The sequence below is a fragment of the Bacillus sp. iso_77 genome, from assembly GCF_056173625.1.
In genome coordinates, this window is the sequence record NZ_CM149683.1 from 1,440,131 (window position 1) to 1,464,721 (window position 24,591).

The window sequence follows — 24,591 nt, forward strand, 5'->3', positions numbered from 1 at the left end:
CAGTTTCTGTTTCGAAAACATGATGATTGACTCTTCTTTACAGGTTTTGACGGAGCCCTGTTGTTTAAAACAGGGTTTATACTTTGTTCAGAGCAGAAAAAAATTGAGGGGAAATGGTATAATGCGTATAGTTATTAGTGGAGGCGGAACAGGCGGGCATATTTATCCTGCTCTAGCTTTTATTAAAGAAGTGAAAAGACTGCATCCTGATGTGGAATTTTTATATATTGGCACTGAGAATGGGCTTGAAAAGAAAATTGTAGAAAGAGAAAATATCCCTTTTAAATCAATTGAAATTTCAGGTTTTAAAAGAAAGCTTTCCTTTGATAATGTAAAAACAGTGATGAGGTTTCTAAAGGGCGTCCAAAAAAGTAAATCTTATTTAAAAGAATTTAAGCCGGATGCTGTTATTGGAACAGGTGGTTATGTGTGTGGTCCAGTTGTTTATGCTGCGTCTAAGCTAAAAATCCCAACGATCATTCACGAACAAAATAGCCTGCCAGGCATCACAAATAAGTTTCTGGCACGGTATGTGAATAAAGTAGCCATCTGTTTTGAAGAAGCAAAGGAACACTTTCCTTCAGAAAAGGTTGTTTTTACGGGAAACCCAAGAGCCTCTGAAGTCGTCTCTATTAAAGAGGGAAAATCTCTTAAAGAGTTTGGGCTGGATGAGAAGAAAAAAACGGTTCTTATTTTTGGCGGGAGCAGAGGTGCAGCTCCAATCAATCGAGCAGTGATTGACATGCAAGATGAATTAAAGGCAAAGAACTATCAGCTTTTATATATTACAGGTGAGGTTCATTATGAAAAAGTGCTGAACGAATTAAAAGAAAAAGGTGAAGCACCGAATATGATCACAAAGCCTTTCTTGCATCAAATGCCGGAGTATTTAAAATCAATTGATGTCATTGTTGCAAGAGCGGGAGCCACAACGATTGCTGAAGTGACGGCACTTGGAATTCCGACTATCTTCATTCCAAGTCCATACGTGACCGCAAATCATCAGGAAATTAACGCTAGATCACTTGAAAAACATGATGCTGCGATCGTTTTAAGAGAATCAGAGCTTTCTGGAGATCGCTTGCTTCATGCAATTGATGAAATTGCTGGTAATGACGAAAAACTACATCAAATGAGCCGTTTAACAAAAGAACTTGGAGTACCAGATGCGGCCACACGTTTATATAATGTGTTAAAAGAAATTACGACTTCATGATGAATGATATGAGGTAAGGCGGAGGGTAATATGGAGAACTTGAAGAATGAATTATTAGAAGCGCAAGTTGGTAAAGTACTTGAAAATGAACCGCTTGCAAATCATACGACAATGAAAATAGGCGGACCGGCCGATCTATTAGTCATCCCTAAAGATGTCGATGCTGTCAAAACAATTATGGATCAGGTGAAAAAACATGATACTCAATGGACGGTCATTGGGAGAGGATCCAATTTACTTGTCCTTGATAAAGGAATTCGCGGGGTCGTTTTAAAGCTGGGCGCTGGGCTTGATCACTTAACTGTCAATGATGAAGAAATTACAGTTGGTGGAGGCTATTCAGTTGTAAGACTCGCGACGTCTCTTAGTAAGCAGGGGCTGTCAGGATTGGAATTCGCAGCTGGTATTCCAGGATCTATTGGTGGTGCTGTTTATATGAACGCAGGGGCACATGGATCTGACATTAGCAAGATTCTTGTGAAAGCGAGAGTCTTATTTGAAGATGGAACGATCGAGTGGTTAACTAATGAGCAAATGAATTTTAGCTATCGAACTTCTGTGCTTCAAAAGGAACGCCCTGGAATTGTTCTCGAAGCAGTGTTCAAGCTTAAACAGGACGAACGTGAGAAAATCACAAAGAAAATGCAGCAAAATAAAGATTATCGCAAGGAAACACAACCGTATAATAAACCATGCGCCGGCAGTATTTTCCGAAATCCATTACCTGAATATGCAGGACAGCTTGTAGAAAAGGCGAATTTAAAAGGATATCAGATTGGCGGCGCTAGAATTTCTGATATGCACGGAAACTTTATTGTCAACGCTGGTGGGGCGAAGGCTCAAGATGTGCTCGACTTAATTCAGTACATTCAAAAGAAAATCAAAGATGACTACAATGTAGAGATGCATACAGAAGTAGAAATTATTGGTGAAGCAAATTAAAGGCTACTACTTATGAATGATGGTATCACAGGAAAACAAACGGCATTTTTTCATGCCGTTTGTTTTCTAATCAATATGAGATAAAGAATGATCCAAAGGTGCGGACAAGCAGCTTTGAATGAGGTGAAGAGTATATATGCGGCCTGATCATGAAAATGAAAAGATCGTCAATATAGAAGAGCGAATCCCTAAAATTAAAGAACAAAGGAAGCAGAAAGCGAATCGGAGATTAATCTCTTTTATTTTGCTGTTTTTTATCATGGTTTTAATTATTGTCTATTTGCAAACACCAATCAGTAAAATTTCTTCTTTAACCATTACCGGTAATGAACATGTACCAACAAAACAGCTCGTTAAACTTTCGCAAATTAAAGAAGGCGAGACAGAGTTTTGGAATTTAAATAAAGATATGACAGCAGACCATATAAAGCAAAATAAATTGATTAAAAGTGTCAGTATCAAAAAACATTTCCCTAATAAGGTCAGTATTGCTGTCAAAGAGTATGCAAATATTGCGTATCTGCAAAAGGGACATTTTTATTATGAGCTTCTTGAAAACGGGACGGCTTTGCCAGATGAAGTAACACCAAGTCACGCAGGACCTATTTTTGTCGATTGGGACAATAAAGAGAAATTGAAGCAAACAGTGAAAGCTCTGAATCAACTGCCGGCTTCTATTCAGGAACTAATCTCAGAAGTATATTACGTACCGACTAGCTCCAATCAGTGGCTCGTTAAATTTTATATGAATGATGGAAACACCGTTATTGCATCAATTAAAACATTCGCAGATAAAATGACGACGTACCCTGCCATTGTCAAAGAGCTTTCGTCCTCTGAGAAAGGTACGATTCATATGGAAGTAGCTACGTATTTTGAAGCTTTTAAATCTAAGAAAAAGGAAGATGAACGTTGAGAGGCAAAACCGTCATATTCTCAATTGTAATGCTTGTTCTTGGATTTCTGATTTCTTTTTCATACCAATATACGAAGCAGCATCGAGCAGATGTCAATCGAACAGAACAATGGAAAAAAGAATATTCTTTGAAAAGTCAGCTAACAAAGCAAGAAAAGGCGAATCAAAAACTTGAAAAAGAACTTTATCGTCTTCAATCAAAAGTCCAAGAAACAGAGTTTGGTTTGAAAAATGAAAAAGAGCAGTATTTTAATGTTTTGGAAGATGTTGAGAAATACAGAATGTTTACAGGAGAAATAGGTGTAAAAGGGAAAGGGGTAAAAGTATCTCTTGAAGATGCATCTTATATCCCGAGTGGACAAAATGTCAATAATTACATTGTGCATGAGAGCCACATTTTCCATGTGATAAACGAACTATTTATATCAGGGGCATCTGCTGTAGCTATAAACGGACAAAGAATCACACACCAATCATACATACATTGTAACGGTCCAGTCGTCACGGTTGATGGTGTTCAACATCCAGCACCATTTGTCATTTCTGCTATTGGAGATCCAGCTGTTTTAATTCCTGCATTAAACATTGCAGGCGGGGTGGTTGATCAGCTGACAAGTGATCATATTTCCATGACGATTGAAAAGAAGGATATTCGTATGAATCCTCTTCTAAGAAACAAAGATTAAATGTGAAAAGGTGAGTGGTGTTGAGGAAAAAGAAGCCATTACTTAGTTTGACAGTCCTGATGGTCATATTTGGCATCATGGTCTCCATCCAGTTTAACTCTCTACAAAAGCCTAAAGTTCGCGATACTCGAGACGTTTGGGAATTAAGAGAGGATTTATCTGCATCTAAAAGTAAAGAACTGGATTTATTGAAAGAAATTGATAAATATGATGAAATGCTAAAAAAGTATGGCAACCAAGAAGATCAATCAAAAGAAGCACAATTAACAAAAACGTTGAAGGATTTGAAAGAAAAGGCTGGTTTTACAGAGGTAACGGGTGAAGGAGTTGAAATAGAAATTACTCAGCTTTTTTCTAAGGAACTTACCGGAGAAGAAGTCAAAAATATACCACCTGATCTTCTGAAAAAATTAATCAACGAAGCCAATATGTTTGGGGCAAAACATATTTCCATTAATGAACACCGGGTGATTAACACCAGTGTTATTCGAGATATTAATGGTACGACGAAAATGGATGGTTACAGCATAGATGGTGATACAGTCACGATTAAGATGGTCAGTGAGCAGGCCGATAAATTATACAGCCGTTTAAATGTATCAGATATTGGTGATTTGTTTGCTCAGGAAAATTTCAGTTTGAGTATTAGACCGCCGAAGAAAAAAATTCATTTAAAAGCATTTGACGGTACAATTCAATTAAATGAATTGAAGCCTCTTGACGATGTAAAGGAGGGAAAATCTTAATGTGGCTTCCTGTACTTGGTTTAATCATAGGAGTTGCGATCGGTTTCTTAACGAATTTTACGATACCGAATGAGTATTCTAACTATCTTTCCCTCGCCGTACTTGCTGCGCTTGATACATTGATTGGTGGAATCAGAGCACATCTGCAAGGGGCATACGATGAACTAGTGTTTGTATCAGGTTTCTTCTTTAATATTATACTCGCAATAAGTTTAGCTTTTCTGGGCGTCCATCTTGGTGTAGACTTGTATTTAGTCGGAATGTTTGCATTCGGTGTTAGATTGTTTCAAAATATCGCCGTTATTCGAAGAATTCTACTAACAAAATGGACAATTTCTAGAGAAAAAAAGAAAAAAAGTGAGTCATAAAAAAGGATATACATATGATGTAACGAATATTTTCAGTAATCCTAATAAAAAATGTTGATTTTTTAAGTTTTGTTACACACTTGTAAAAACACATTCATTGTATTGTTGTTCAGCAAATAATAGAATAGAAAGTATTGATATGTGAGGAGGTGCCATAGAATGAACAACAATGAAATTTACGTCAGCCTTGACATCGGTACATCCAATATAAAAGTCATCGTCGGAGAAATGGCGGATGATTCGCTTAACATTATAGGTGTTGGAAATGTCCCTTCAGAGGGGTTAAAAAAAGGATCGATTGTTGATATAGATGAAACAGTTCATTCTATTAGACAAGCATTTGAACAGGCTGAGAGAATGGTAGGTTTTCCTTTACAAAAGGCGATAGTCGGAATTAACGGAAACCACATTCATATTCAGAATACGAGCGGCGTGGTCGCAGTGTCTAGTGAAAATAAAGAAATACATGCTGAAGATGTGAGACGTGTCTTGGATGCTGCACAAGTAGTATCTATTCCGCAAGAACATCTCGTAGTAGACGTAATTCCGAGACAATTTATCGTCGACGGAAGAGATGAGATCACAGATCCGAAAAAAATGCTAGGTGTACGGCTAGAAGTGGATGGATCGTTAATCACAGGTTCTAAAACGATTCTACATAACTGGCTCCGATGTGTAGAGCGGGCTGGTATTGAAATTATGGATATTTGCTTGCAGCCACTCGCATCGGGTTCAGCAGCGTTATCGAAAGATGAAAAAAATCTAGGGGTAGCTCTTGTCGATATTGGCGGCGGCTCTACTACGATATCCGTATTTGAAAACGGGCATCTCTATTCTACTCACAGTATCCCATTGGGCGGAGAGAACATTACAAAAGATTTGTCTATAGGACTTAGAACTTCCACTGAAGAAGCTGAACGAATCAAAAAGCAATTTGGGCATGCATTCTATGATGAGGCATCGTCTGAGGAGACATTTGAAGTTTCCGTCATCGGTACGGACCAAAAACAGACGTATACACAACTTGAAGCAGCCAATATCATTGAAGCACGATTAGAAGAGATTCTGCTTTTTGTGGCAGAGGAATTACGCAATATGGGTGTCCATGATTTGCCTGGCGGATTCGTTCTAACAGGTGGACAGGCAGCTATACCAGGTATCCTTTCTCTGGCACAAACGGTCTTACAAAACAATGTAAGAATCGCAAGTCCTAATTATATTGGGGTCAGGGAACCTCAATATATGACAGGAGTGGGCCTGATCCATTTTGCTTATCGCAATGCAAAGATTCAGGGCAGACAGGTTGGATTCCAAATGCCGGATGAAGCATTTCATGAAGTAGGCGCGTCCATGGAGCCGGTTTCTTCTACACCACAAGTAAAAGAAGCTCAGCCAAGACCGAAAGTGAAACAAAAAGCGCAACAAGAGACAAATAAAAAACCGGGCAAAATGAAAAAACTATTTAATATGTTCTGGGAATAGAACTAGATTTTCGACGGATTAGGAGGATTCAGCATGTTGGAGTTTGAAACAAATATAGACGGCCTAGCATCAATTAAAGTAATCGGTGTAGGTGGCGGCGGAAATAACGCTGTCAACCGAATGATTGAAAATGACGTACAGGGTGTCGATTTTATTGCAGTGAATACAGATGCACAGGCGTTAAACTTATCAAAAGCAGAAACAAAAATGCAAATCGGTGCTAAGCTGACAAGAGGGCTTGGAGCAGGTGCGAATCCTGAAGTCGGTAAAAAAGCTGCTGAAGAAAGCAAAGAACAAATTGAAGAAGTCCTAAAAGGCGCTGACATGGTCTTTGTGACAGCCGGTATGGGCGGTGGAACTGGTACGGGTGCTGCACCTGTCATTGCGAAAATCGCAAAAGATTCTGGAGCCTTGACAGTTGGAGTTGTGACTCGTCCTTTCACATTTGAAGGAAGAAAGCGTCAGCTTCAAGCAGTTGAAGGGATTGCTTCTATGAAAGAAGCAGTTGATACGTTAATCGTGATTCCAAACGATCGCCTGCTTGAAATTGTCGATAAAAACACGCCAATGCTTGAAGCATTCCGTGCAGCAGATAACGTGTTAAGACAAGGTGTTCAAGGGATCTCAGATCTCATTGCAACACCAGGTTTAATTAACCTTGACTTTGCTGATGTGAAAACGATCATGTCTAACAAAGGTTCAGCTCTTATGGGAATTGGTGTCGCAACAGGCGAAAACCGTGCTGCTGAAGCAGCGAAAAAAGCCATTTCTTCACCACTTCTTGAAACAGCCATTGATGGAGCACAAGGTGTTATCATGAATATTACTGGTGGTACGAACCTTAGTCTTTATGAGGTACAAGAAGCAGCGGATATTGTTGCATCAGCCTCTGATGAAGATGTCAACATGATCTTTGGATCTGTCATTAATGATAACTTGAAGGATGAAATTGTGGTCACAGTCATCGCAACCGGTTTTATTGAGCAAGAGCCGGAAGTGACAAAACCTCAAAGAAATCCATTAGGACAAGGATTAAAGCAAAATCAATCCATTCCACAAAAGCGTGAAGTAAAACGTGAGGAACATCAGCAAACATCATCACAACCAAGACAAAATACACAGTCAAGTGATGATACATTGGATATCCCAACGTTCTTACGTAACCGCAACAAACGATAAGCAAGCACGATTCATCCCCTTCCTTTGGAAGGGGTTTTTTTATGTCTGCATGGTGAGAAGATCCTGAGCCTGATTGATATAAAAGTCTTGTTTCCGACGTGTTATTTGGAACTATCGTATGTGTTTTGGTTTGAGTCTTTTAAGTCAAAAGAATCATTTTTAATTCCCTTTACAAAAAACGACAAAATGTTGAACTTTATTTGACTACATTAATGAGAACACCATGAAACTTGTCATGATCAAAAAGAAGGGGGAGGGGCAGGATACACACTGTTTGACCATTTGAGGAGGAGGGATTTTATTGAAAGTGAAGTTTCGCAAAACCGCCGTCTATCGTTTCATGAGTCTTTTGGTGATTGGTACTTTAACGATGACAAGCTTTGGGATGGTTCAAGCAAAATCGACTTCTACCTCATATCAGGAGGAAGCCGTTTCCTCTAAGACAACAAAAGCCAAGATTTCTTCGAGATTAAAGAAGCAGTTTCAAAAGGAAGATAAGGTGACCTTCTTAGTCAAAATGAAGGAACAAACGAATGTACAAAAAGTAGCAAAAGAAGCTGTATCAAAAGCAAAAAAACAAAAATTAACCGCGGCTAAAATGCAGTACACAAAAAGATCAGCCGTTGTATCTGAGCTGAGAGCAACATCTGATGAAACGCAGCAAGCGCTCCTAGCGTATTTACAAAAGGAAAAAAAGAATAAGCAAGTGAAAGATATTCATTCCTACTATATTGTGAATGGTCTAGCTGTGACGGCAACAAAAGAAGTGATGGAAAAGGTTGCTTCTTTTCCAGAAGTAGCTCAAGTGCTGCCGAATGAAACACGTCAACTTCATCGTCCTGTTGATTTGAAGCATGCTAAGCCAAACAAACAAATCAAAGCAGTAGATGGAGTCGAATGGAATATTGCTCAGGTGCATGCACCAGAAGCGTGGGATTTAGGCTATGACGGGACTGGAACCGTTGTGGCAAGTATTGATACAGGTGTCGAATGGGATCATCCTGCGCTAAAAGAAAAATACCGCGGGTTTGACCCTGCTCGTCCGAACGAACCATCTCATGAACTGAATTGGTATGATGCCACGACAGGCTCTGAAGTCCCTTATGATGACTTGGAGCATGGGACCCATGTGACAGGCACAATGGTTGGTTCTGAGCCAGATGGAAAGAATCAAATTGGGGTCGCACCGGGAGCAGAATGGATTGCAGTGAAAGCTTTTTCAGAAGATGGCGGTACAGATGCTGATCTGTTAGATGCCGGTGAGTGGATTTTAGCCCCGAAAGATCAAAACGGAAATCCTCACCCAGAAAAGGCACCTGATGTTGTGAATAATTCGTGGGGCGGTGGCCCAGGTCTTGATGATTGGTATAAAGATGTAGTGAATGCTTGGAGAGCAGCAGACATCTTTCCAGAATTTTCAGCCGGTAATACCGATTTATTCAATCCAGGCGGTGCGGGTTCGATTGCAAATCCTGCTAACTATCAAGAAGCCTTTGCTACAGGCGCAACAGATCATGACAACAAGTTAGGGTCTTTCTCCCTTCAGGGTCCTTCTCCATATGGCGTAATGAAACCAGATATTGCTGCTCCGGGAGTAAACATTCGTTCTTCGATCCCGGGAAAAGGATATGAGGATGGGTGGAATGGTACATCGATGGCAGGTCCGCATGTCTCAGCTGTTGTTCTTCTTCTTCGCCAAGTGCAATCAGACCTTTCTGTTGATGAAATTCAGCAAATTCTCATTGAGACAGCGAAACCACTGACAGATCAGCAATTTCCTGAATCCCCTAACAACGGCTATGGGGCAGGGTTAGTTGATGCAAGAGAGGCGATTACGGCCTTAACCAATGGAATCGGTACGATTGAAGGCCAGGTGACAAAAGAGGGAGAAGATACAGAACCACCTGTTTTTTCACATAAAGGTCCGAATGAAATTTTTGCTGCAACGCCAACCCCATTGACCATCACTGCAGAAGATGAGATAGCAGTGGCAAATGTTTCTTTGACTTACCGAGTAGATCAAGGTGAATGGGAGACGTTGCAAGCCGACCGCACGGATGGAAATCATTTAAAAGGAACCTATACGGTACAGCTCCCTGAACTTGAGGGGGAAAACGTGACGTACCGATGGATTGTGAAAGATTTTGGAGAAAATGAAGCGGCATCAGATTCTTATACACTTCCAATTAAAACATCCATCACCACTGGCTACTCACAAGATTTTGAAGCATGGCCAAGTGGATGGTTCAGTGGTGGAACCAAAGATCCGTGGCAGTGGGGAAAACCGTCCACAGGTCCAAAACAAGCATTTAGCGGGGAACATGTCTATGCCACCAATTTAGACAGTCCTTATGAAAATAAAACGGACGCCAATTTGTCTATGCCGCTCATTGCTGTATCAGATTCAGGTTCTTCCTACCTGCAATATCAATACTGGCATGATCTCGAAGCCAATTATGATTATGTGCATGTCTATGTACAGCCAGAGGGGGAAGACGCCGTTCAAGTGACAGCTTATACGGGGAAAACAAATGCGTGGACAGCAGGCGAAGTTGATTTATCTGCTTATAAAGGGCAAAAAGTGAGAGTCCTGTTTCAGATAAGAACAGATGGCAGTGTCACAAAAGATGGCTTTTATTTAGATGATGTGAAAATCACAGATGAGGCTTTGTCTCAACAAGCTAAGAACCAGCTAGGTGTGATCAAAAAAGAAAAATCCACAAGCCAGAATAAGAAATCAGTTGATCCAAAAAAGGCAAAGCCTGCTAAAGTAAAAAATAAACATGTACAACTTCAAAAGCAAAACAGTCATGATGCTCCGTCTATTCAAGCTCTTCCAATGAAAGCGCAAATCAGTGTTCTAGAAAGCGGAAAATCAACTTCCACCGATGAAGCGACAGGGAAATATCAGCTGTCTCAAGGAGCAGGAGAATGGACAGTGAAAGCGGAAGCTTACGGCTTTGAATCACGGTCCCAAAAAGTCAAAGTGGCATCAAAAGAAACAGCAGAAGCGAATTTCTCCTTACAGCCGCTAGAGAAACGAACGATCTCCGGCACGGTCGTCAATGAAACAACTGGTGAAAAGGTGAAGAATGCAACTGTTTATCTTGTGGAGGACGCAAAAATTGAGCCGGTGAAAACAGATGAATCCGGTGAATTTTCTCTAGAGGCATTAAGCGGTGTCTATACAGTCAAAATTTTTGCAAAGGGGTTTAAAGGCTATACGTTTACAGCGGATGTGACGGCAAAGCCACTTGAAAAGTCAGTGAAACTTGAGCCTTTTATCGGTTTTCCGGGAGAGATTGGCTACGATGATGGAACGGCTGAAAATGCACGGGCTTTCTACGATCCTGGCAATGGCTGGGCTGTGAAGTTTTCATTAGAAAAAGGAAAGAAACAAGCACAGGTCACAGGTGGTCTTTTCCGGTTTTGGACATCAGAATGGCCAGCTCCTGGAGGCGATGAATTTGCTGTTGAAGTATATGATGCTTCTGGGAAGGGTGGCGCACCAGGTGAGAAAATCGCAGGACCTTTAAAAGCAAATGCGCTGCGTAATGGTGAATGGACAAAAGTAGATTTAGAAGATCAAGCCATTACAGTGGATGGAGATTTCTATCTTGTTTATATTCAAACGAAAAAGAATACCGAATCTCCGGGACTTGCCACAGATGAAGATGGCCCTAATGCTGAAAGAAGCTGGCAGCTGACGAGCGGTGCTTTTTCTCCTTCTCCGAAAGAAGAGGGGAATTATATGATTCGTGCGCTCGTAAACTATGAAGCAGATGTACCAGAAATCACTTCTCCAAAGGAAGGAACCATTACAAATCAAGGTGAATTGACGATTGAAGGCACAGCCTCTCCGGGTCTCGATGTGGCCATTTATCAGAATGATGAAGAGGTGGCCAACGTCAAATCAGATGAGTCGGGTACTTTCAAAGAAAATGTATCTGTTCCAAGTGGAGAGCATGTCTTCACGGCGGCGACTGTAACGGATAAAGGCTCAACAAAACATTCCAAGCCAGTCAAGGTGATCATCGATCAAACAGCACCGACGTTGACCATTGATACACCGAAAAAAGGCGACAAGTCTAATAGAGAATCACTCACGGTGGAAGGGAAAGTAGCGGATGATTATCTAGATCAAGTCACAGTCAATGGAAAAAAAGCGACTGTAAAGGATGGGGCATATTCTGCAAGGGTGCTGCTTGAGAACGGGAAAAATACAATCAAAGTGACAGCAAAAGATGCAGCTGGAAACAAAACGACTAAAAAGGTCGACATCGATGTTCAATATGATGCACCTGTCATTTCTGAATTAACGCCAAAAGATAATATGAATCTATCATCAGGTGAATCGGTTAAGATTTCATTTAAAAGCAGGGAAAAGCTAGATGCCACCTTTGTTCTTCATATGCCGCTAACAAATGCTAGATCAAAACTTCAAAACACAACCGAACTGCCGATTCGTGAAGTAGCACCGGGAACGTATGAAGGCTACTGGACGGCGACATCTATTGCAAAAGCAAAAGGTGCAGTGATTGAAGTCATTGTCAAAGATGATTATGGAAATGTCACAAGACAGAAGGCAGAAGGAACACTCACCATCAATGAGAAAGAATGACAGCGAAAAAGACACGACTCTTCGGAGCGTGTCTTTTTTTGTGCAATGGATAGAGGAGACACTTGTCCAACAAATCATTCGGATGTTCTTTCTGTCTCATACGTCGACAAAAACGATAACAATCCACCAAAAGTTCTCTATCATCCCCTACAAGAATTGACAGACTTCCATCCGATGACTGTTTTATACTGGTACAAACAAGTGCAAGTACTGCTTTTGATTCTTTGTTTCAGATGAAAGGAGCAGAAGGTGGTCATTTATTTAGATGTCATTTGGCTGTTAAACTTTTGTTTTGATCTATTGCTGCTCTTACTCACGGCATTTATTCTCAAACGACAAGTGAAAAAAAGGCGATATATGTTAGGAGCTCTCATTGGATCGAGCATTGTTCTCTTGCTCTTTACGCCATTTGCAATGATTGTGTCGCATCCTTTAGGTAAACTGCTTTTTTCTGTCTTGATCGTGCTTGGAACCTTTGGCTTTCAAAGATTTCGTTCCTTTTTTCAAAACCTGTTTGCTTTTTACTTTGTCACATTTTTGATGGGAGGGGGCATGATCGGGGTTCATTCGTTTTTGCAGACAAATACAGTCATTCAAGATGGACTGCTTATTTCACAAAATGATGGATTTGGTGATCCCATTAGCTGGCTTTTTGTTCTCACTGGCTTTCCGGCCATTTGGCTGTTTTCAAAGAAACGATTAGGAGAGGTTGGTGCGAAAAAAAGACAATATGACGAACAAGTACTTGTGGAGATACACATTCAAGGAGAAACAATCCGCTTAAATGGTCTGGTCGATTCTGGAAATCAGCTGTATGATCCATTGACGAAAACACCTGTCATGATCGTCCAGCTCGATCAGCTCACATCTATTTTTGGAGAGCCATTTATAGAAAAAATGAAACAGTTTCATCCTGTTGAAGTGATGCAAAAGCTCGATGACCATTTTCCGCTGCTTGATCGTTTAAGACTCGTTCCGTATCGCGCAGTCGGTCATGATCACGGGTTTCTACTATGCTTTAAACCAGATACGGTCGTCCTTTATACAAAAACGCATATGATCCAGCCAGCGAAGTGTTTTGTTGGGATGAGTCTAAGTGGATTATCAGCAGATCAGGAATTTCAATCCATCATTCATCCAGAGATGTTAGACGGAAAAATGATACAAGGGGTGTCGTAGTTTTTTTGTGATGTCTTTTATCTTACGAAGTCAACTGGACATTTAGAAGGGAGAAGAAGATGAAAAAATTAAAATTTAAACTCACTTACTACTGGTATAAACTCCTCATGAAGCTAGGGCTAAAGAGTGATGAGATTTATTATATTGGTGGAAGTGAGGCACTGCCTCCGCCATTATCAAAGGATGAAGAACAAGAATTGCTCGTTAAATTACCTAAAGGGGATCAAACAGCAAGAGCCATTTTGATCGAAAGAAACTTGCGATTGGTCGTTTATATCGCAAGAAAATTTGAAAACACAGGCATTAATATTGAGGATTTGATTAGTATCGGAACGATAGGCCTCATAAAGGCAGTAAATACGTTTAATCCAGAAAAAAAGATCAAACTGGCCACATATGCGTCTAGGTGTATTGAAAATGAAATTTTGATGTATTTGCGCCGAAATAATAAAATCCGTTCAGAAGTATCGTTTGATGAGCCGCTTAACATTGACTGGGACGGCAATGAATTGCTTTTATCAGATGTTCTTGGGACAGATGATGATATTATCACCCGGGATATTGAAGCAAATGTCGATAAAAAATTACTGAAAAAAGCGTTAGAACAATTAAACGATCGTGAAAAACAGATCATGGAACTGAGATTCGGTTTAGTTGGCGGTGAAGAAAAGACACAAAAAGATGTTGCCGACATGCTTGGTATTTCTCAGTCCTATATTTCAAGGCTCGAAAAAAGAATTATTAAACGATTGCAAAAAGAATTTAATAAGATGGTCTAAAAAAAAATTTTTTGAAAGCTTTATCCCTGTACTGTCAAAGGGATCACCATTTTTTCACATATTTCTCGTCGTAGACCGTGCATATTTTTCCATCCCGCGGAGATACTGAACTTTGTACAACAGCTCCTGTAGGGAGGGAAAAAAGTGTCCAGAAATAAAGTGGAAATCTGCGGAGTCGACACCTCCAAACTGCCTGTTCTGAAAAACGACGAGATGAGAAAATTATTCAGACAGCTGCAAGATGAAGGTGACGATACAGCAAGAGAAAAGCTAGTCAATGGCAATTTGCGGTTGGTTTTAAGTGTGATTCAGCGTTTTAACAACAGAGGCGAGTATGTTGATGATCTCTTCCAAGTAGGCTGTATCGGATTAATGAAATCAATTGATAATTTTGATTTAAGCCACAATGTCAGATTTTCAACTTATGCGGTCCCTATGATCATAGGAGAAATCCGTCGATACTTGCGCGATAACAACCCTATCCGGGTGTCTCGTTCACTAAGAGATATTGCCTATAAGGCGCTTCAAGTTCGTGAGAGACTAATTAGTGAGACAAGCAAGGAACCAACGGCAGAAGACATTGCCAAAGTGTTAGAAGTCCCTCATGAGGAAATTGTTTTTGCCCTAGATGCCATTCAAGATCCTGTTTCTTTGTTTGAACCGATTTATAATGACGGAGGAGATCCGATTTATGTAATGGATCAAATTAGTGATGAACGGAACAAAGATACACAATGGGTAGAAGAATTGGCCTTAAAAGAGGGAATGCGCAGATTGAATGATCGAGAAAAAATGATTCTTCGCAAACGCTTCTTCCAAGGTAAAACACAAATGGAAGTGGCAGAAGAAATCGGCATTTCTCAAGCACAAGTATCAAGGCTTGAAAAAGCAGCAATCAAACAAATGAATAAAAATATTTTTTAAAGCCGCCGCTAATGTGCGGCTTTTTTCATTCTTTTTAGAGAACCCATCTGTAGTATTGACTCTGTTATTTTTTTCATTTAATCTGTTTTTAACAAATGTTATTTAAAATATCATTTGTGAGGGAATAGAGAAGCGGAAAGAAGGGTTATTATGACATTCCATGATGAAAGAAGGCTGCTCATTAAGGTTGCGCATATGTACTATGAAGAAGGCGCCACTCAATCTAAAATTGCAGAAGCTGTTGGGGTTAGCCGTTCGCTCATATCGAAATATTTGGCAAAAGCACGTGAAGCAGGAATCGTGGAAATCATTATTCATGATGAAGTAAATCAACAATATGGTTCGTTAGAAAGAAAAATAGAGCGGAAATACGGGTTGCGAGAAGTCGTGTGTGTGGAATCTCTCAGTCAAGAAACAACAAAAAGTCGAATAGGAGCTGCGGCTGCGGGCTTTTTATTAAAAGTCATGAAGGATGGACAAGTCATCGGTTTTTCATCAGGGACAACCTTGCATGAAATGGCGAAAGCGCTTACGTCTGTTCAGCATTTTCCATCTGTGACATTTGTTCCGCTTGTCGGAGGCGTCGGAAATGAAGATGTTGATATTCATGCCAACTATATTATTGGAAGATGCTCAGAAGCACTCAAATCCAAATGTGAGTTTTTACATGTGCCTGTCATGCTTGATACGAAAGAAGCGAAAGATGTACTCATTAGACAGCCGTCGATCAAAAAAGTCATTGAATTAGGAGAATCATCAAATATCGCGGTCGTAGGAATAGGCGGTGTTCCGCAACATTCAACGATGGTGAAATCCTATATGACAAGTGGTGAGGAAGATATCCTGCAAGCGAAAGATGTCGCGGGTGACATTTGTTATAACTTTATTGATCATAAAGGTGAAGTGTATCCGCATCCGTGGAACGACCGGGTGATGGGGATCAGTCCTCTAAAACTGAAAGAGATCCCTCTTGTGATTGGTGTCGCTGGAGGAGAAGAAAAAATTGAAGCGATCAGGGCAGCGTTAGAAGGTGGATTAATTCATGTGTTAATTACAGATGAACAAACCGGAGATGCCCTATTAAAGTAACTACCTAAGCCGATTAGGTAGTTTTTTTGAGTCTTTAGACTCAAAAAGATTGAGAATTTTATCGATTTTATCTTGACACAAAGTTGACACATCATATAAACTAAGTTCATAACAAATGATAAATAAAATAACAAATGTTACAAGAAACAGATTTTTGTTAATTTTTATAACATTTGTTAAAAGTTTCAGATTATTTTTCTAGCAATCTATTGTGAAGCAAGAAAACCTGAAAGGATGATTTAGATGTCAATTTATCAACAATTGTTAGCACGAGAACGCAGCGGAGATCCAATCAAAGTTGGGATTATCGGGGCAGGCCAAATGGGGTTTGGACTCATTTCACAAATTTCTAAAATTCCAGGCATGATTGTCGCAGGTGTTTGTGATATTCATCTTAGTGCAGCTGAGAAAGCAGCGAATTTTTACAAGCACCATGCGAAACCACATCAAATGGTCGTCACAAATGATTACAGAGAAGTGATTCAATCAGATTCTGTGGAAGTCGTTGTGGATGCAACAGGTGTTCCAGAGGTCGGAGCAAACATTTCTTTGGAAGCGCTTAATTCAAAAAAACATCTCGTTCTTTTAAATGTAGAAGTCGATATTACGATCGGCTTGGTCATGCATAAATTATTCACGAATGCAGGACTTGTTTACTCTGGATCAGCTGGAGATGAACCAGCAGCAACGCTAGAACTATACGAATTTGCAAAAACAATGGGGCTTGAAGTATTGGTTGCTGGGAAAGGTAAGAACAACCCATTCTTCCCAGAAGCAAACCCAGATACGTGTAAAGCTGAAGCAGATAGTAAACATATGAGTGCCCACATGCTGGCAGCATTCCAAGACGGAACAAAAACGATGGCAGAAATGAACCTATTAAGTAATGCAACAGGACTTTTGCCTGATAAAGTCGGCATGCATGGAGTAGAAGCGAATTTAGAAAATGTAGCAGATAAATTAAATCAAAAACAGCAAGGCGGCGTACTGGATAACTTCGGAGTCGTTGAATATGTAAACGGACTGGCACCAGGTGTCTTTGTCATCGTCAAGAGTGATCTTGAGCCAGTAGATGAAGAACTTCGCTACTTAAAAGTTGGAAAAGGTCCTCACTACACACTGTATCGTCCTTTCCACTTAGCAAGTCTTGAAACACCAGTGACGATCGCAAAAGCAGTCTTACAACACGATTCTTCAATCCATCCAATTGGTGTACCAGTATCAGAAACTGTCGCTGTGGCGAAAAGAGATATTAAAGCAGGAGAAACACTTGATGGTATTGGCGGATACTCCGTAAGAGGTGTACTTGAAACACATCAAGACATGAAAGCGAACGGCCACATCCCAATTGGCTTAATCAGCGGAAAAGTGGTAGCGAAAAAAGATATCAAATTGGGGCAATTCCTATCTCATGATGATGTAGAACTTGATGCAAGCACAACGGTCTGGAAGCTGCGTTCATTACAAGATCACTTATTTCAATCATAAGGACGTGAGGCTATGGAAAAATTAGCAATCGTACTTTGCATTATTCTGATTGTGCAGTATGGTTTATCGTTTATTCAAATCAAGTACTACCGCAAGAGCATGGATTCACTGATTGACGACTATAAAGGGAAACAAGGCTATCACTTGTTTTCAGGAATGGAGCGGCGCAAATTTGGTCCTGGAGCCATTGCGCTCATCATTGTCGATGAATCATACATCATTCAAAAGTGTCATGTGCTGGGTGGCGTCTCGATTTTGTCTAAATTTAAGGAACTGCCTTCCTATGAAGGAAAACATGTGGGGGCTGTGCTTGATGAGCATCACATGATGAAACAAACATTGAAAAAGCGCAAAAGGGGACCAGCTGTCATGCAAGCACTCTCCATGGCAGCGGAGCAGGCGCTTGTCTCGATTTCTAAAAAAAATATAACAAATGTGAACTAAGAAAGGGGAGATGAAACATGGAATGGATTCAATGGTTTGGAGAGCACTTTATCGGGATGTTTGAAGCCGGCGGAAAGCAGTTCATGGGTCTTGTGACAGGTATCGTTCCAACGCTTGTTGTGTTACTTACTTTCACTTATGCTGTCATGAAGTTTATTGGAGAAGAGCGAGTGAATAGAGCGATTCAGTTTGCAGCGAAATATACCATTTTGCGCTATACGTTAATGCCGATCTTATCCGTTCTTATTTTGACAAACCCAATGGCTTATACGTTTGGCCGCTTCTTACCTGAAAAACAAAAACCAGCATTCTATGATTCAGCTGTTTCATTTGTTCATCCGGTGACATCGCTGTTCCCGTATGCCAACGCAGGAGAACTGTTTGTCTACTTAGGAATTGCGAACGGGATTAAAGAAGCTGGATACTCTATGTCAGAGCTGGCTGTTCGTTACTTCTTAGTCGGGATCGTTGTCATTTTACTTCGCGGAATCATTACGGAATGGATCACAAAGTACTTAGCAGGAAAAATGAAAGCGAATTCACAATAGGGGAGGGTTAGACATGACAAACCACAAAGTATTTGTTGCAAAAGGTGCTGGCGGATGGGGAAAAGGATTAGAGCTTGAACCAACCGGTAAAAGAAGAAAGGTCGTTTCCATTACAGGAGGAGGCATTCACCCAGTTGCACGAAAAATTGCAGAAATGACAGGGACAGAAGCATGTGATGGCTTTAAAAATTCTATACCAGAAGATGAAATGATGTGTGTTGTCATTGACTGCGGAGGAACAGCGCGAATTGGGCTTTATCCAATGAAACGCATTCCTACTGTCGATGTGCTGGCATCCTCTCCTTCTGGACCGCTTGCAAAACATATTACAGAGGATATCTTCGTATCAGGTGTCACAGAAAAAGATATTTCCTTTGCTGAAGCATCTGATAGTGAAGGGAACGTAGAAGGTCAAGAAAGCAGCGGCCCAATTGACAAAGAGAATTTCAAAGAAACCTATTCAAAACTGAAAGAGGAAAATATCGAGCGTCAAGAAAAAGGGAATTTCCTCATGAGATTCTCAAGAGGAATCGGAAAAGTAACCGGCACATTCTATCAAGCTGGTCGTGATTCTGTTGATATGCTCCTTAAAAACATTATTCCATTCATGGCATTTGTCAGTATGTTAATTGGAATTATCAATTATACAAAAATTGGTGACTTGATTGCCCATTTTCTATCACCACTGGCAGGATCTGTATGGGGACTCTTACTGCTCGTTGTGGTTTGTACATTGCCATTCCTATCACCTGTCTTAGGACCTGGTGCAGTCATTGCACAAGTAATTGGTGTTCTTATTGGTAGTCAAATTGCACTAGGGAATATCCCGCCTCAATTTGCACTTCCTGCACTATTTGCCATCAACGGTCAAGTAGGGTGTGATTTTATTCCAGTTGGGCTATCACTTGGTGAAGCGAAGCCGGAAACGGTACAATATGGAGTACCAGCTGTTTTGTATAGCCGTCTCATTACAGGGGTTCTATCTGTTGTGATCGCATACGCTGCCAGCTTCGGTATGTATTAAACGTATTAAAGGAGGAATCGAGATACATGGTAACACAATCTGTCGTAAAAGAAATTGGGATCTTAGTCCCGCAGTTTAAAGAAGATAAGCTGATTGTTTTATTTGGACCAGCAGCGCCGCAGGAATTAAGAGATATGTCTGTCATTCATGAGTTTGAACACTTAGAAGAAGAGCCGCTAAAATTAGGCGGAACGATTCAAGTGGGCGACCAAACTTATACCATTACTGCTTTAGGCAATAAAGCAAATGACAACTTTAAGGAACTCGGCCATATTTCGATCTACTTCCAAGAGCCGTTTGATGATGTATTACCGGGAGCTGTCTTTGCATCCCCGCATACGTTTCCTGATATTAAAGAAGGCGTACGAATTGAAATTTCGTAACCATGGAAAAGCTGTTCCTTATAAGGAGCAGCTTTTTTGCGTTAGGTTTACTGATTGAAACATTTGCGATATGCTGTAGACGTTATTATTTGTATATTCAGAATTTTTATTCAGGGGGAAAAGATCGTGTCGCTTGACTTGAAGGATGTTTCTTTAAAACGAAATGGAAAATGGCTGCTTCGTTCTATTGACTGGCAGGTGAAAAACCAGGAACACTGGGTGCTTTATGGTTTAAATGGTGCTGGGAAAACGGCTTTATTAAATATGCTTTGCTCATATTATTTTCCAACGTCAGGTGAGATGACGGTGTTAGGCCATGTGTTTGGCAAGGAAGCGCTTGGTGAAAAACTAAGGAAGAAAATTGGTCTCATCTCTGCTGGTCTTGAAAAGAAGCTGCACAGAGATGACAATGCATTTGAAATTGTTTTGAGCGGGGCATTTGCTTCCATCGGACTTTATGAAACACCGACAGATGAGATAAGAGAGAAGGCGATTGATTTATTAAAAACATTTGGATCGTTTCAATATGCCAATCGCACGTATGAAACCTTGTCGCAAGGAGAGAAACAAAAAGTGCTCATCGCAAGAGCTTTAATGAATGATCCGAAGCTTCTAATCTTAGATGAACCTGTGACGGGTCTTGATTTTTTAGCAAGAGAACAAGTGCTGGAGACGATCTCATTGATTGCATCAAAACCAGATGCGCCCACATTGCTCTATACGACCCACCATGCAGAAGAGATTCTCCCGATTTTTCAGCACACTTTATTATTAAAGGAAGGTACTGTTTTTCATAAAGGGGAGACAAAGCAGATGATGACAAGTGACTTGCTTTCTTCCTTTTTTGAATGTCCAGTCGAAGTCATGTGGCAAAACGGCCGTCCTCACTTAAGTAAATTGTAGATAAGAGAAACTATTGGTCTGCTTCCCTGCTTTTCCATCATACATATTATAGTAGAAAACGAAAGGCGGGGAAGGACAGATGATCAGTATTTCTGAATTCCAAATCAAAGATGTCGTCGATGTGTCCAGCGGAAAAAAATTAGGTACTATTGGAGACATCGATATCAATGTCACGAGCGGTAAAATACAAGCGATTATCATTGGCGGTACAGGTAAAATGATGGGATTTTTCGGAAAAGAAGAGGAAATGATTGTCCCGTGGCGAAATATAGTAAAAATTGGCGAAGATGTGATACTTGTCCGTTTGTCTTCTTAATTTGTGTAAATTCCTCAACTAATAGATCAAATTTTCCTTAAAACAACCTCTCCATTCTCAGCAATCAATGTCTTTTTCGGGTAAAAAGATTACGTTTTCATATCAATTTGAAAAAAAACCTGTAGAAAGGGCACATTTGAGTGTAATATTTAATGAATCCCACTAACTGTCTTAGCAGGTCTTGTGGTAAAATAGGAGCGATATAAAGAGAGATGAATGAAAGGTGGGAGGCAGCTTTGATAGACAAATATGACCCCTTTCAGCAGAAATCACCTGATGCAATGCTGATTCATGATTGGACGAACATGACATGTTCTGGAAAAGAGATATTGGCCGGTTTTACGACAAAAAATGGCGGCTTTAGTCTTTCTCCATATCAATCAATGAACACTGGACTCCATGTAGGAGATGATGCTTCTAGTGTCCAAATGAATCGTCAAGTCATTGCAGATGCTACTGCTGTGCCGCTCTCTAATTGGGTGTTTGCTGACCAAACACACGAGGATCGCATCATGAAAGTCACGAAGGAACAAAAGGGAAGAGGAAGTCTTCAGTATGATGAAGCGCTCTCTAGAACAGATGGTTTATACACCTCTGAACCAAACATCATGCTCGCTCTTTGTTTCGCTGACTGTGTTCCGCTTTATTTTCTAGCGCCGCAATCTGGGCTGATTGGAACGGCTCATGCCGGCTGGAAAGGAACCGTCAAACAAATTGGCGCCAACATGGTTGATGCATGGGTTCGCCAAGAAGGCGCTGATGCCGATCATATACAAGTCGTCATTGGACCATCCATTGGCAGCTGCTGCTACATAGTAGATGATGTTGTCATAGATCAAGTGAAACAGCTTCCTTTTTCAACAGAGGATGTGTATTCCGAGATGTCACAAGGACAATACAAAATTGACTTAAAAACACTAAACAAAAACGTATTACTTCATGCAGGATTAAAAGAAGAAAACATACATGTCAGTTCGATGTGCACAAGTTGCAATGAGCAGCATTTCTTCTCACACCGGCGTGATCAAGGGAAAACAGGACGTATGATGTCTTTTGTCGGGTTTAAGGAGGCATAAGTGCAATTGAATGTACGAGAGAATCTCAGACAAATAAATGAACAAATCAACGAAGCATGTAAAAGAGCAGGTAGACATCCAGACGATGTATCGGTTGTCGCTGTCACAAAGTATGTCTCGATTGAACGAGCATTAGAAGCAAAGGATGCCGGAATTTTGCACTTTGGTGAAAATCGTGACCAAGGGTTACTTGAAAAACAGGCAGCCATAACCGATGAAAACATTAGCTGGCACTTCATCGGCAGTTTACAGACGCGAAAAGTGAAATCTGTCATTCAGACCATTGATTACTTACATTCGCTAGACAGAATGTCCCTTGCGAATGAAATTGAAAAAAGAGCGGATCACACGGTTCGCTGTTTTGTACAGGTGAACACATCACTTGAGGAGTCAAAACACGGCTTACAAAGCGAAGACGTGATTCCATTTGTCAAACAGCTCGCTGATTTCAAACATATTGAAATTGCTGGACTCATGACGATGGCTCCATTTACAGATGATCATACTGTGATACGAAACTGTTTTAAAACATTAAAAAGCCTTCAACAAGAGGTAAAACAACTGAACCAAGTAAATGCACCTTGTCAGCATTTATCGATGGGCATGTCAAACGATTTTGAAATCGCAATTGAAGAAGGTGCGACATTTGTTCGGATTGGCTCTTCACTTGTTGGAAATGAAACAGGAGGTGCGTGACATGAGCATAAAAAATAAGTTTAAAAGCTTCTTCACACTCGATGATGAAGAGTATGAGTACGAATATATTGATGAAGAAAGAGAACCAGCACAAGAAGAAAAAAACACAAAAGATAAAGCGGCATTTCAAGAGCGTCCTCAGGCAGGAAAACAAAATGTCGTCAGCTTGCAAAGCGTGCAAAAATCCTCTAAAGTGGTGTTAAGTGAGCCGCGTGTTTATGCAGAGGCTCAAGAGATTGCAGATCATATTAAAAATCGGCGTGCAGTCGTCGTCAATTTGCAGCGCATTCAGCACGATCAAGCAAAGCGAATCATCGACTTCTTAAGCGGAACGGTTTATGCAATCGGTGGAGACATTCAGCGTATTGGCTCGAATATATTCCTCTGCACTCCTGATAATGTGGATGTATCTGGCACAATATCAGAGCTATTGACAGAGGAAGAACCTCAGAGGTGGTAAAATAAAGTGACTCTCTATCTTATCTTTAAAACCTTACAAAGCGTATTGACGCTTTATCTATTCTGTATCATTATTTACATTTTTATGTCATGGGTGCCAGCTACCAGAGAAACAAAGGTCGGCCGTTTTTTGGCAAACATTTGTGAACCATATTTAGAGCCATTTCGTAAAATTATACCGCCAATTGGAATGATTGACATCTCGCCGATTGTGGCATTGCTTGTGATCCGTTTCGCTTCAGATTATGGGCTAACTGGTCTTTATAATATGATTGTACGATTCATGTAAACAGGCTGCCGGGCTTGGCATCTGCCAGGCTCTTTTACATAAAAGGGGAACAAAATGAGCGATATTTATCAACATTTTAGAAAAGACGAACAGCCATTTGTCGACCAAGTATTAGGCTGGAAAAACATCGCACTCGAACAATATCGAATGAAATTAACAGACTTTCTTGATCCGCGTGAGCAGTTCATTACCCAGTCCGTGATTCAGCATTCTGATGAACTGGGTCTCATGTTTTTTGGCGGTTATGAGGAAGCGGAGCGGAAAAGGGCTTTGATCTATCCTGACTATTTAGCACCGACCATACAGGATTTTGAACTGACTTATTTTCAGGTGAACTATGCGAAAAAGTTTATTTCGATAGAACACCCCAACCTTCTCGGTTCGCTCATTGGGACAGGCCTGAAGCGTCAAAAATTCGGTGATTTGTTGTTTTCAGAGGACAACGTGCAATTTATTTGTACAAGCGATGTTGCCGATTTTGTTCGGGCTCAGCTGACGCATGTCGGCAGAGCATCTGTTTCATTAGAGGAAATCAGCAAGGCAGATCTTCAGCCAGTCATCAGCAAAACCGATATCAAAGAAGATACGATTTCTTCACTGCGGCTTGACGCTGTATGTGCTGCTGTCAGCCGTCAGTCTCGGCAAAAAGCACAGCTTTTGGTCAAAAATGGTCTTGTCAAAGTAAACTGGAAAGTCACTGAAGACCCTTCCTTTACAATTGGTGAAGGTGATCAGCTCTCTGTCAGGGGATTTGGCCGCTTTAGCTTAAAAACAATTGATGGGAAGACGAAAAAAGATAAATTCAAAGTAACATTTGAGCTTCTGACATAACGAATTT

At 40.5% G+C, this 24,591-nt stretch carries 25 protein-coding genes; all 25 read left to right on the plus strand.

All coding sequences use genetic code 11. The features are described from left to right. Positions 1-121 precede the first annotated feature (121 nt). The 25 genes from murG (at position 122) to AC0VYC_RS07445 (ending at position 24,584) form a co-directional block, all read left to right on the plus strand. Positions 122-1,216 carry an undecaprenyldiphospho-muramoylpentapeptide beta-N-acetylglucosaminyltransferase gene (gene murG, locus AC0VYC_RS07325; RefSeq protein ID WP_024720309.1) on the plus strand — a complete coding sequence of 365 codons (1,095 nt, stop codon included), beginning with the start codon at positions 122-124 and terminating at the stop codon, positions 1,214-1,216. A gap of 30 nt (positions 1,217-1,246) precedes the next feature. Beyond that, the gene (murB, locus tag AC0VYC_RS07330) at positions 1,247-2,158 is read left to right on the plus strand and encodes a UDP-N-acetylmuramate dehydrogenase (RefSeq protein WP_007499764.1); all 912 of its coding nucleotides are present in this window, start codon (positions 1,247-1,249) and stop codon (positions 2,156-2,158) included. Positions 2,159-2,294: 136 nt separating this feature from the next. Then, the gene (locus AC0VYC_RS07335; RefSeq protein ID WP_007499762.1) at positions 2,295-3,074 is read left to right on the plus strand and encodes a cell division protein FtsQ/DivIB; all 780 of its coding nucleotides are present in this window, start codon (positions 2,295-2,297) and stop codon (positions 3,072-3,074) included. Beyond that, positions 3,071-3,760: a DUF881 domain-containing protein gene (locus tag AC0VYC_RS07340; protein WP_007499760.1), complete on the plus strand. Its 690-nt coding sequence runs from the start codon at positions 3,071-3,073 to the stop codon at positions 3,758-3,760. Before AC0VYC_RS07335 ends, AC0VYC_RS07340 begins: the two co-directional genes overlap by 4 nt. Positions 3,761-3,780: 20 nt before the next feature. Continuing rightward, positions 3,781-4,506, plus strand: a complete 726-nt coding sequence (locus AC0VYC_RS07345) for a DUF881 domain-containing protein (RefSeq protein ID WP_007499758.1) — start codon at positions 3,781-3,783, stop codon at positions 4,504-4,506. Next, positions 4,506-4,874, plus strand: a complete 369-nt coding sequence (locus tag AC0VYC_RS07350; RefSeq protein WP_003210988.1) for a small basic family protein — start codon at positions 4,506-4,508, stop codon at positions 4,872-4,874. The genes AC0VYC_RS07345 and AC0VYC_RS07350 overlap by 1 nt, the downstream gene beginning before the upstream one ends. Before the next feature lie 159 nt (positions 4,875-5,033). Continuing rightward, the gene (gene ftsA / locus AC0VYC_RS07355; RefSeq protein WP_007499754.1) at positions 5,034-6,356 is read left to right on the plus strand and encodes a cell division protein FtsA; all 1,323 of its coding nucleotides are present in this window, start codon (positions 5,034-5,036) and stop codon (positions 6,354-6,356) included. A 33-nt stretch (positions 6,357-6,389) separates the two neighbouring features. Then, positions 6,390-7,535 (plus strand): cell division protein FtsZ, encoded by a 1,146-nt coding sequence (gene ftsZ, locus AC0VYC_RS07360; RefSeq protein WP_007499752.1) that lies wholly within the window; start codon positions 6,390-6,392, stop codon positions 7,533-7,535. Positions 7,536-7,836: 301 nt separating this feature from the next. Beyond that, positions 7,837-12,156, plus strand: a complete 4,320-nt coding sequence (locus AC0VYC_RS07365) for a S8 family serine peptidase (protein ID WP_475389816.1) — start codon at positions 7,837-7,839, stop codon at positions 12,154-12,156. Between the two features lie 249 nt (positions 12,157-12,405). Beyond that, positions 12,406-13,335, plus strand: a complete 930-nt coding sequence (gene spoIIGA, locus AC0VYC_RS07370) for a sigma-E processing peptidase SpoIIGA (protein ID WP_017367198.1) — start codon at positions 12,406-12,408, stop codon at positions 13,333-13,335. Between the two features lie 59 nt (positions 13,336-13,394). Further along, the gene (gene sigE, locus AC0VYC_RS07375; RefSeq protein WP_007499746.1) at positions 13,395-14,114 is read left to right on the plus strand and encodes an RNA polymerase sporulation sigma factor SigE; all 720 of its coding nucleotides are present in this window, start codon (positions 13,395-13,397) and stop codon (positions 14,112-14,114) included. 144 nt (positions 14,115-14,258) lie between these two features. After that, entirely contained in the window at positions 14,259-15,038 is a 780-nt protein-coding gene (gene sigG, locus AC0VYC_RS07380; RefSeq protein ID WP_003211879.1) for an RNA polymerase sporulation sigma factor SigG, read from the plus strand. Positions 15,039-15,188: 150 nt separating this feature from the next. Further along, on the plus strand, positions 15,189-16,127 hold the full coding sequence (locus AC0VYC_RS07385) for a sugar-binding transcriptional regulator (RefSeq protein WP_024720314.1): 939 nt from the start codon (positions 15,189-15,191) through the stop codon (positions 16,125-16,127). A 243-nt stretch (positions 16,128-16,370) separates the two neighbouring features. Then, positions 16,371-17,615, plus strand: coding sequence for an NAD(P)H-dependent oxidoreductase (locus tag AC0VYC_RS07390; protein WP_429626950.1), 1,245 nt, complete (start codon positions 16,371-16,373; stop codon positions 17,613-17,615). Between the two features lie 12 nt (positions 17,616-17,627). Continuing rightward, positions 17,628-18,059, plus strand: coding sequence for a transcriptional regulator GutM (locus tag AC0VYC_RS07395; protein ID WP_008354650.1), 432 nt, complete (start codon positions 17,628-17,630; stop codon positions 18,057-18,059). Positions 18,060-18,076: 17 nt separating this feature from the next. After that, a complete protein-coding gene (gene srlA, locus AC0VYC_RS07400) occupies positions 18,077-18,607 on the plus strand; it encodes a PTS glucitol/sorbitol transporter subunit IIC (protein WP_003210918.1) in 531 nt (176 codons plus the stop codon). Positions 18,608-18,620: 13 nt separating this feature from the next. Further along, positions 18,621-19,631 carry a PTS glucitol/sorbitol transporter subunit IIB gene (gene srlE, locus AC0VYC_RS07405; RefSeq protein ID WP_475389819.1) on the plus strand — a complete coding sequence of 337 codons (1,011 nt, stop codon included), beginning with the start codon at positions 18,621-18,623 and terminating at the stop codon, positions 19,629-19,631. Between the two features lie 26 nt (positions 19,632-19,657). Beyond that, on the plus strand, positions 19,658-20,014 hold the full coding sequence (locus tag AC0VYC_RS07410) for a PTS glucitol/sorbitol transporter subunit IIA (RefSeq protein ID WP_007499733.1): 357 nt from the start codon (positions 19,658-19,660) through the stop codon (positions 20,012-20,014). 126 nt (positions 20,015-20,140) lie between these two features. Further along, positions 20,141-20,917 (plus strand): ABC transporter ATP-binding protein, encoded by a 777-nt coding sequence (locus AC0VYC_RS07415; RefSeq protein ID WP_019743283.1) that lies wholly within the window; start codon positions 20,141-20,143, stop codon positions 20,915-20,917. Between the two features lie 79 nt (positions 20,918-20,996). Beyond that, a complete protein-coding gene (locus AC0VYC_RS07420) occupies positions 20,997-21,233 on the plus strand; it encodes a YlmC/YmxH family sporulation protein (RefSeq protein WP_008344958.1) in 237 nt (78 codons plus the stop codon). 212 nt (positions 21,234-21,445) lie between these two features. Continuing rightward, complete coding sequence (gene pgeF / locus AC0VYC_RS07425; RefSeq protein WP_034647880.1) at positions 21,446-22,309, plus strand: peptidoglycan editing factor PgeF; 864 nt, start codon at positions 21,446-21,448, stop codon at positions 22,307-22,309. A gap of 6 nt (positions 22,310-22,315) precedes the next feature. Next, the gene (locus tag AC0VYC_RS07430) at positions 22,316-23,005 is read left to right on the plus strand and encodes a YggS family pyridoxal phosphate-dependent enzyme (protein WP_026050091.1); all 690 of its coding nucleotides are present in this window, start codon (positions 22,316-22,318) and stop codon (positions 23,003-23,005) included. Position 23,006: 1 nt separating this feature from the next. Continuing rightward, positions 23,007-23,465, plus strand: coding sequence for a cell division protein SepF (gene sepF / locus AC0VYC_RS07435; RefSeq protein ID WP_017359354.1), 459 nt, complete (start codon positions 23,007-23,009; stop codon positions 23,463-23,465). Positions 23,466-23,471: 6 nt separating this feature from the next. Next, complete coding sequence (locus tag AC0VYC_RS07440; RefSeq protein WP_268416689.1) at positions 23,472-23,753, plus strand: YggT family protein; 282 nt, start codon at positions 23,472-23,474, stop codon at positions 23,751-23,753. Positions 23,754-23,807: 54 nt separating this feature from the next. Further along, a complete protein-coding gene (locus tag AC0VYC_RS07445) occupies positions 23,808-24,584 on the plus strand; it encodes a YlmH family RNA-binding protein (protein ID WP_057079575.1) in 777 nt (258 codons plus the stop codon). Positions 24,585-24,591 lie beyond the last annotated feature (7 nt).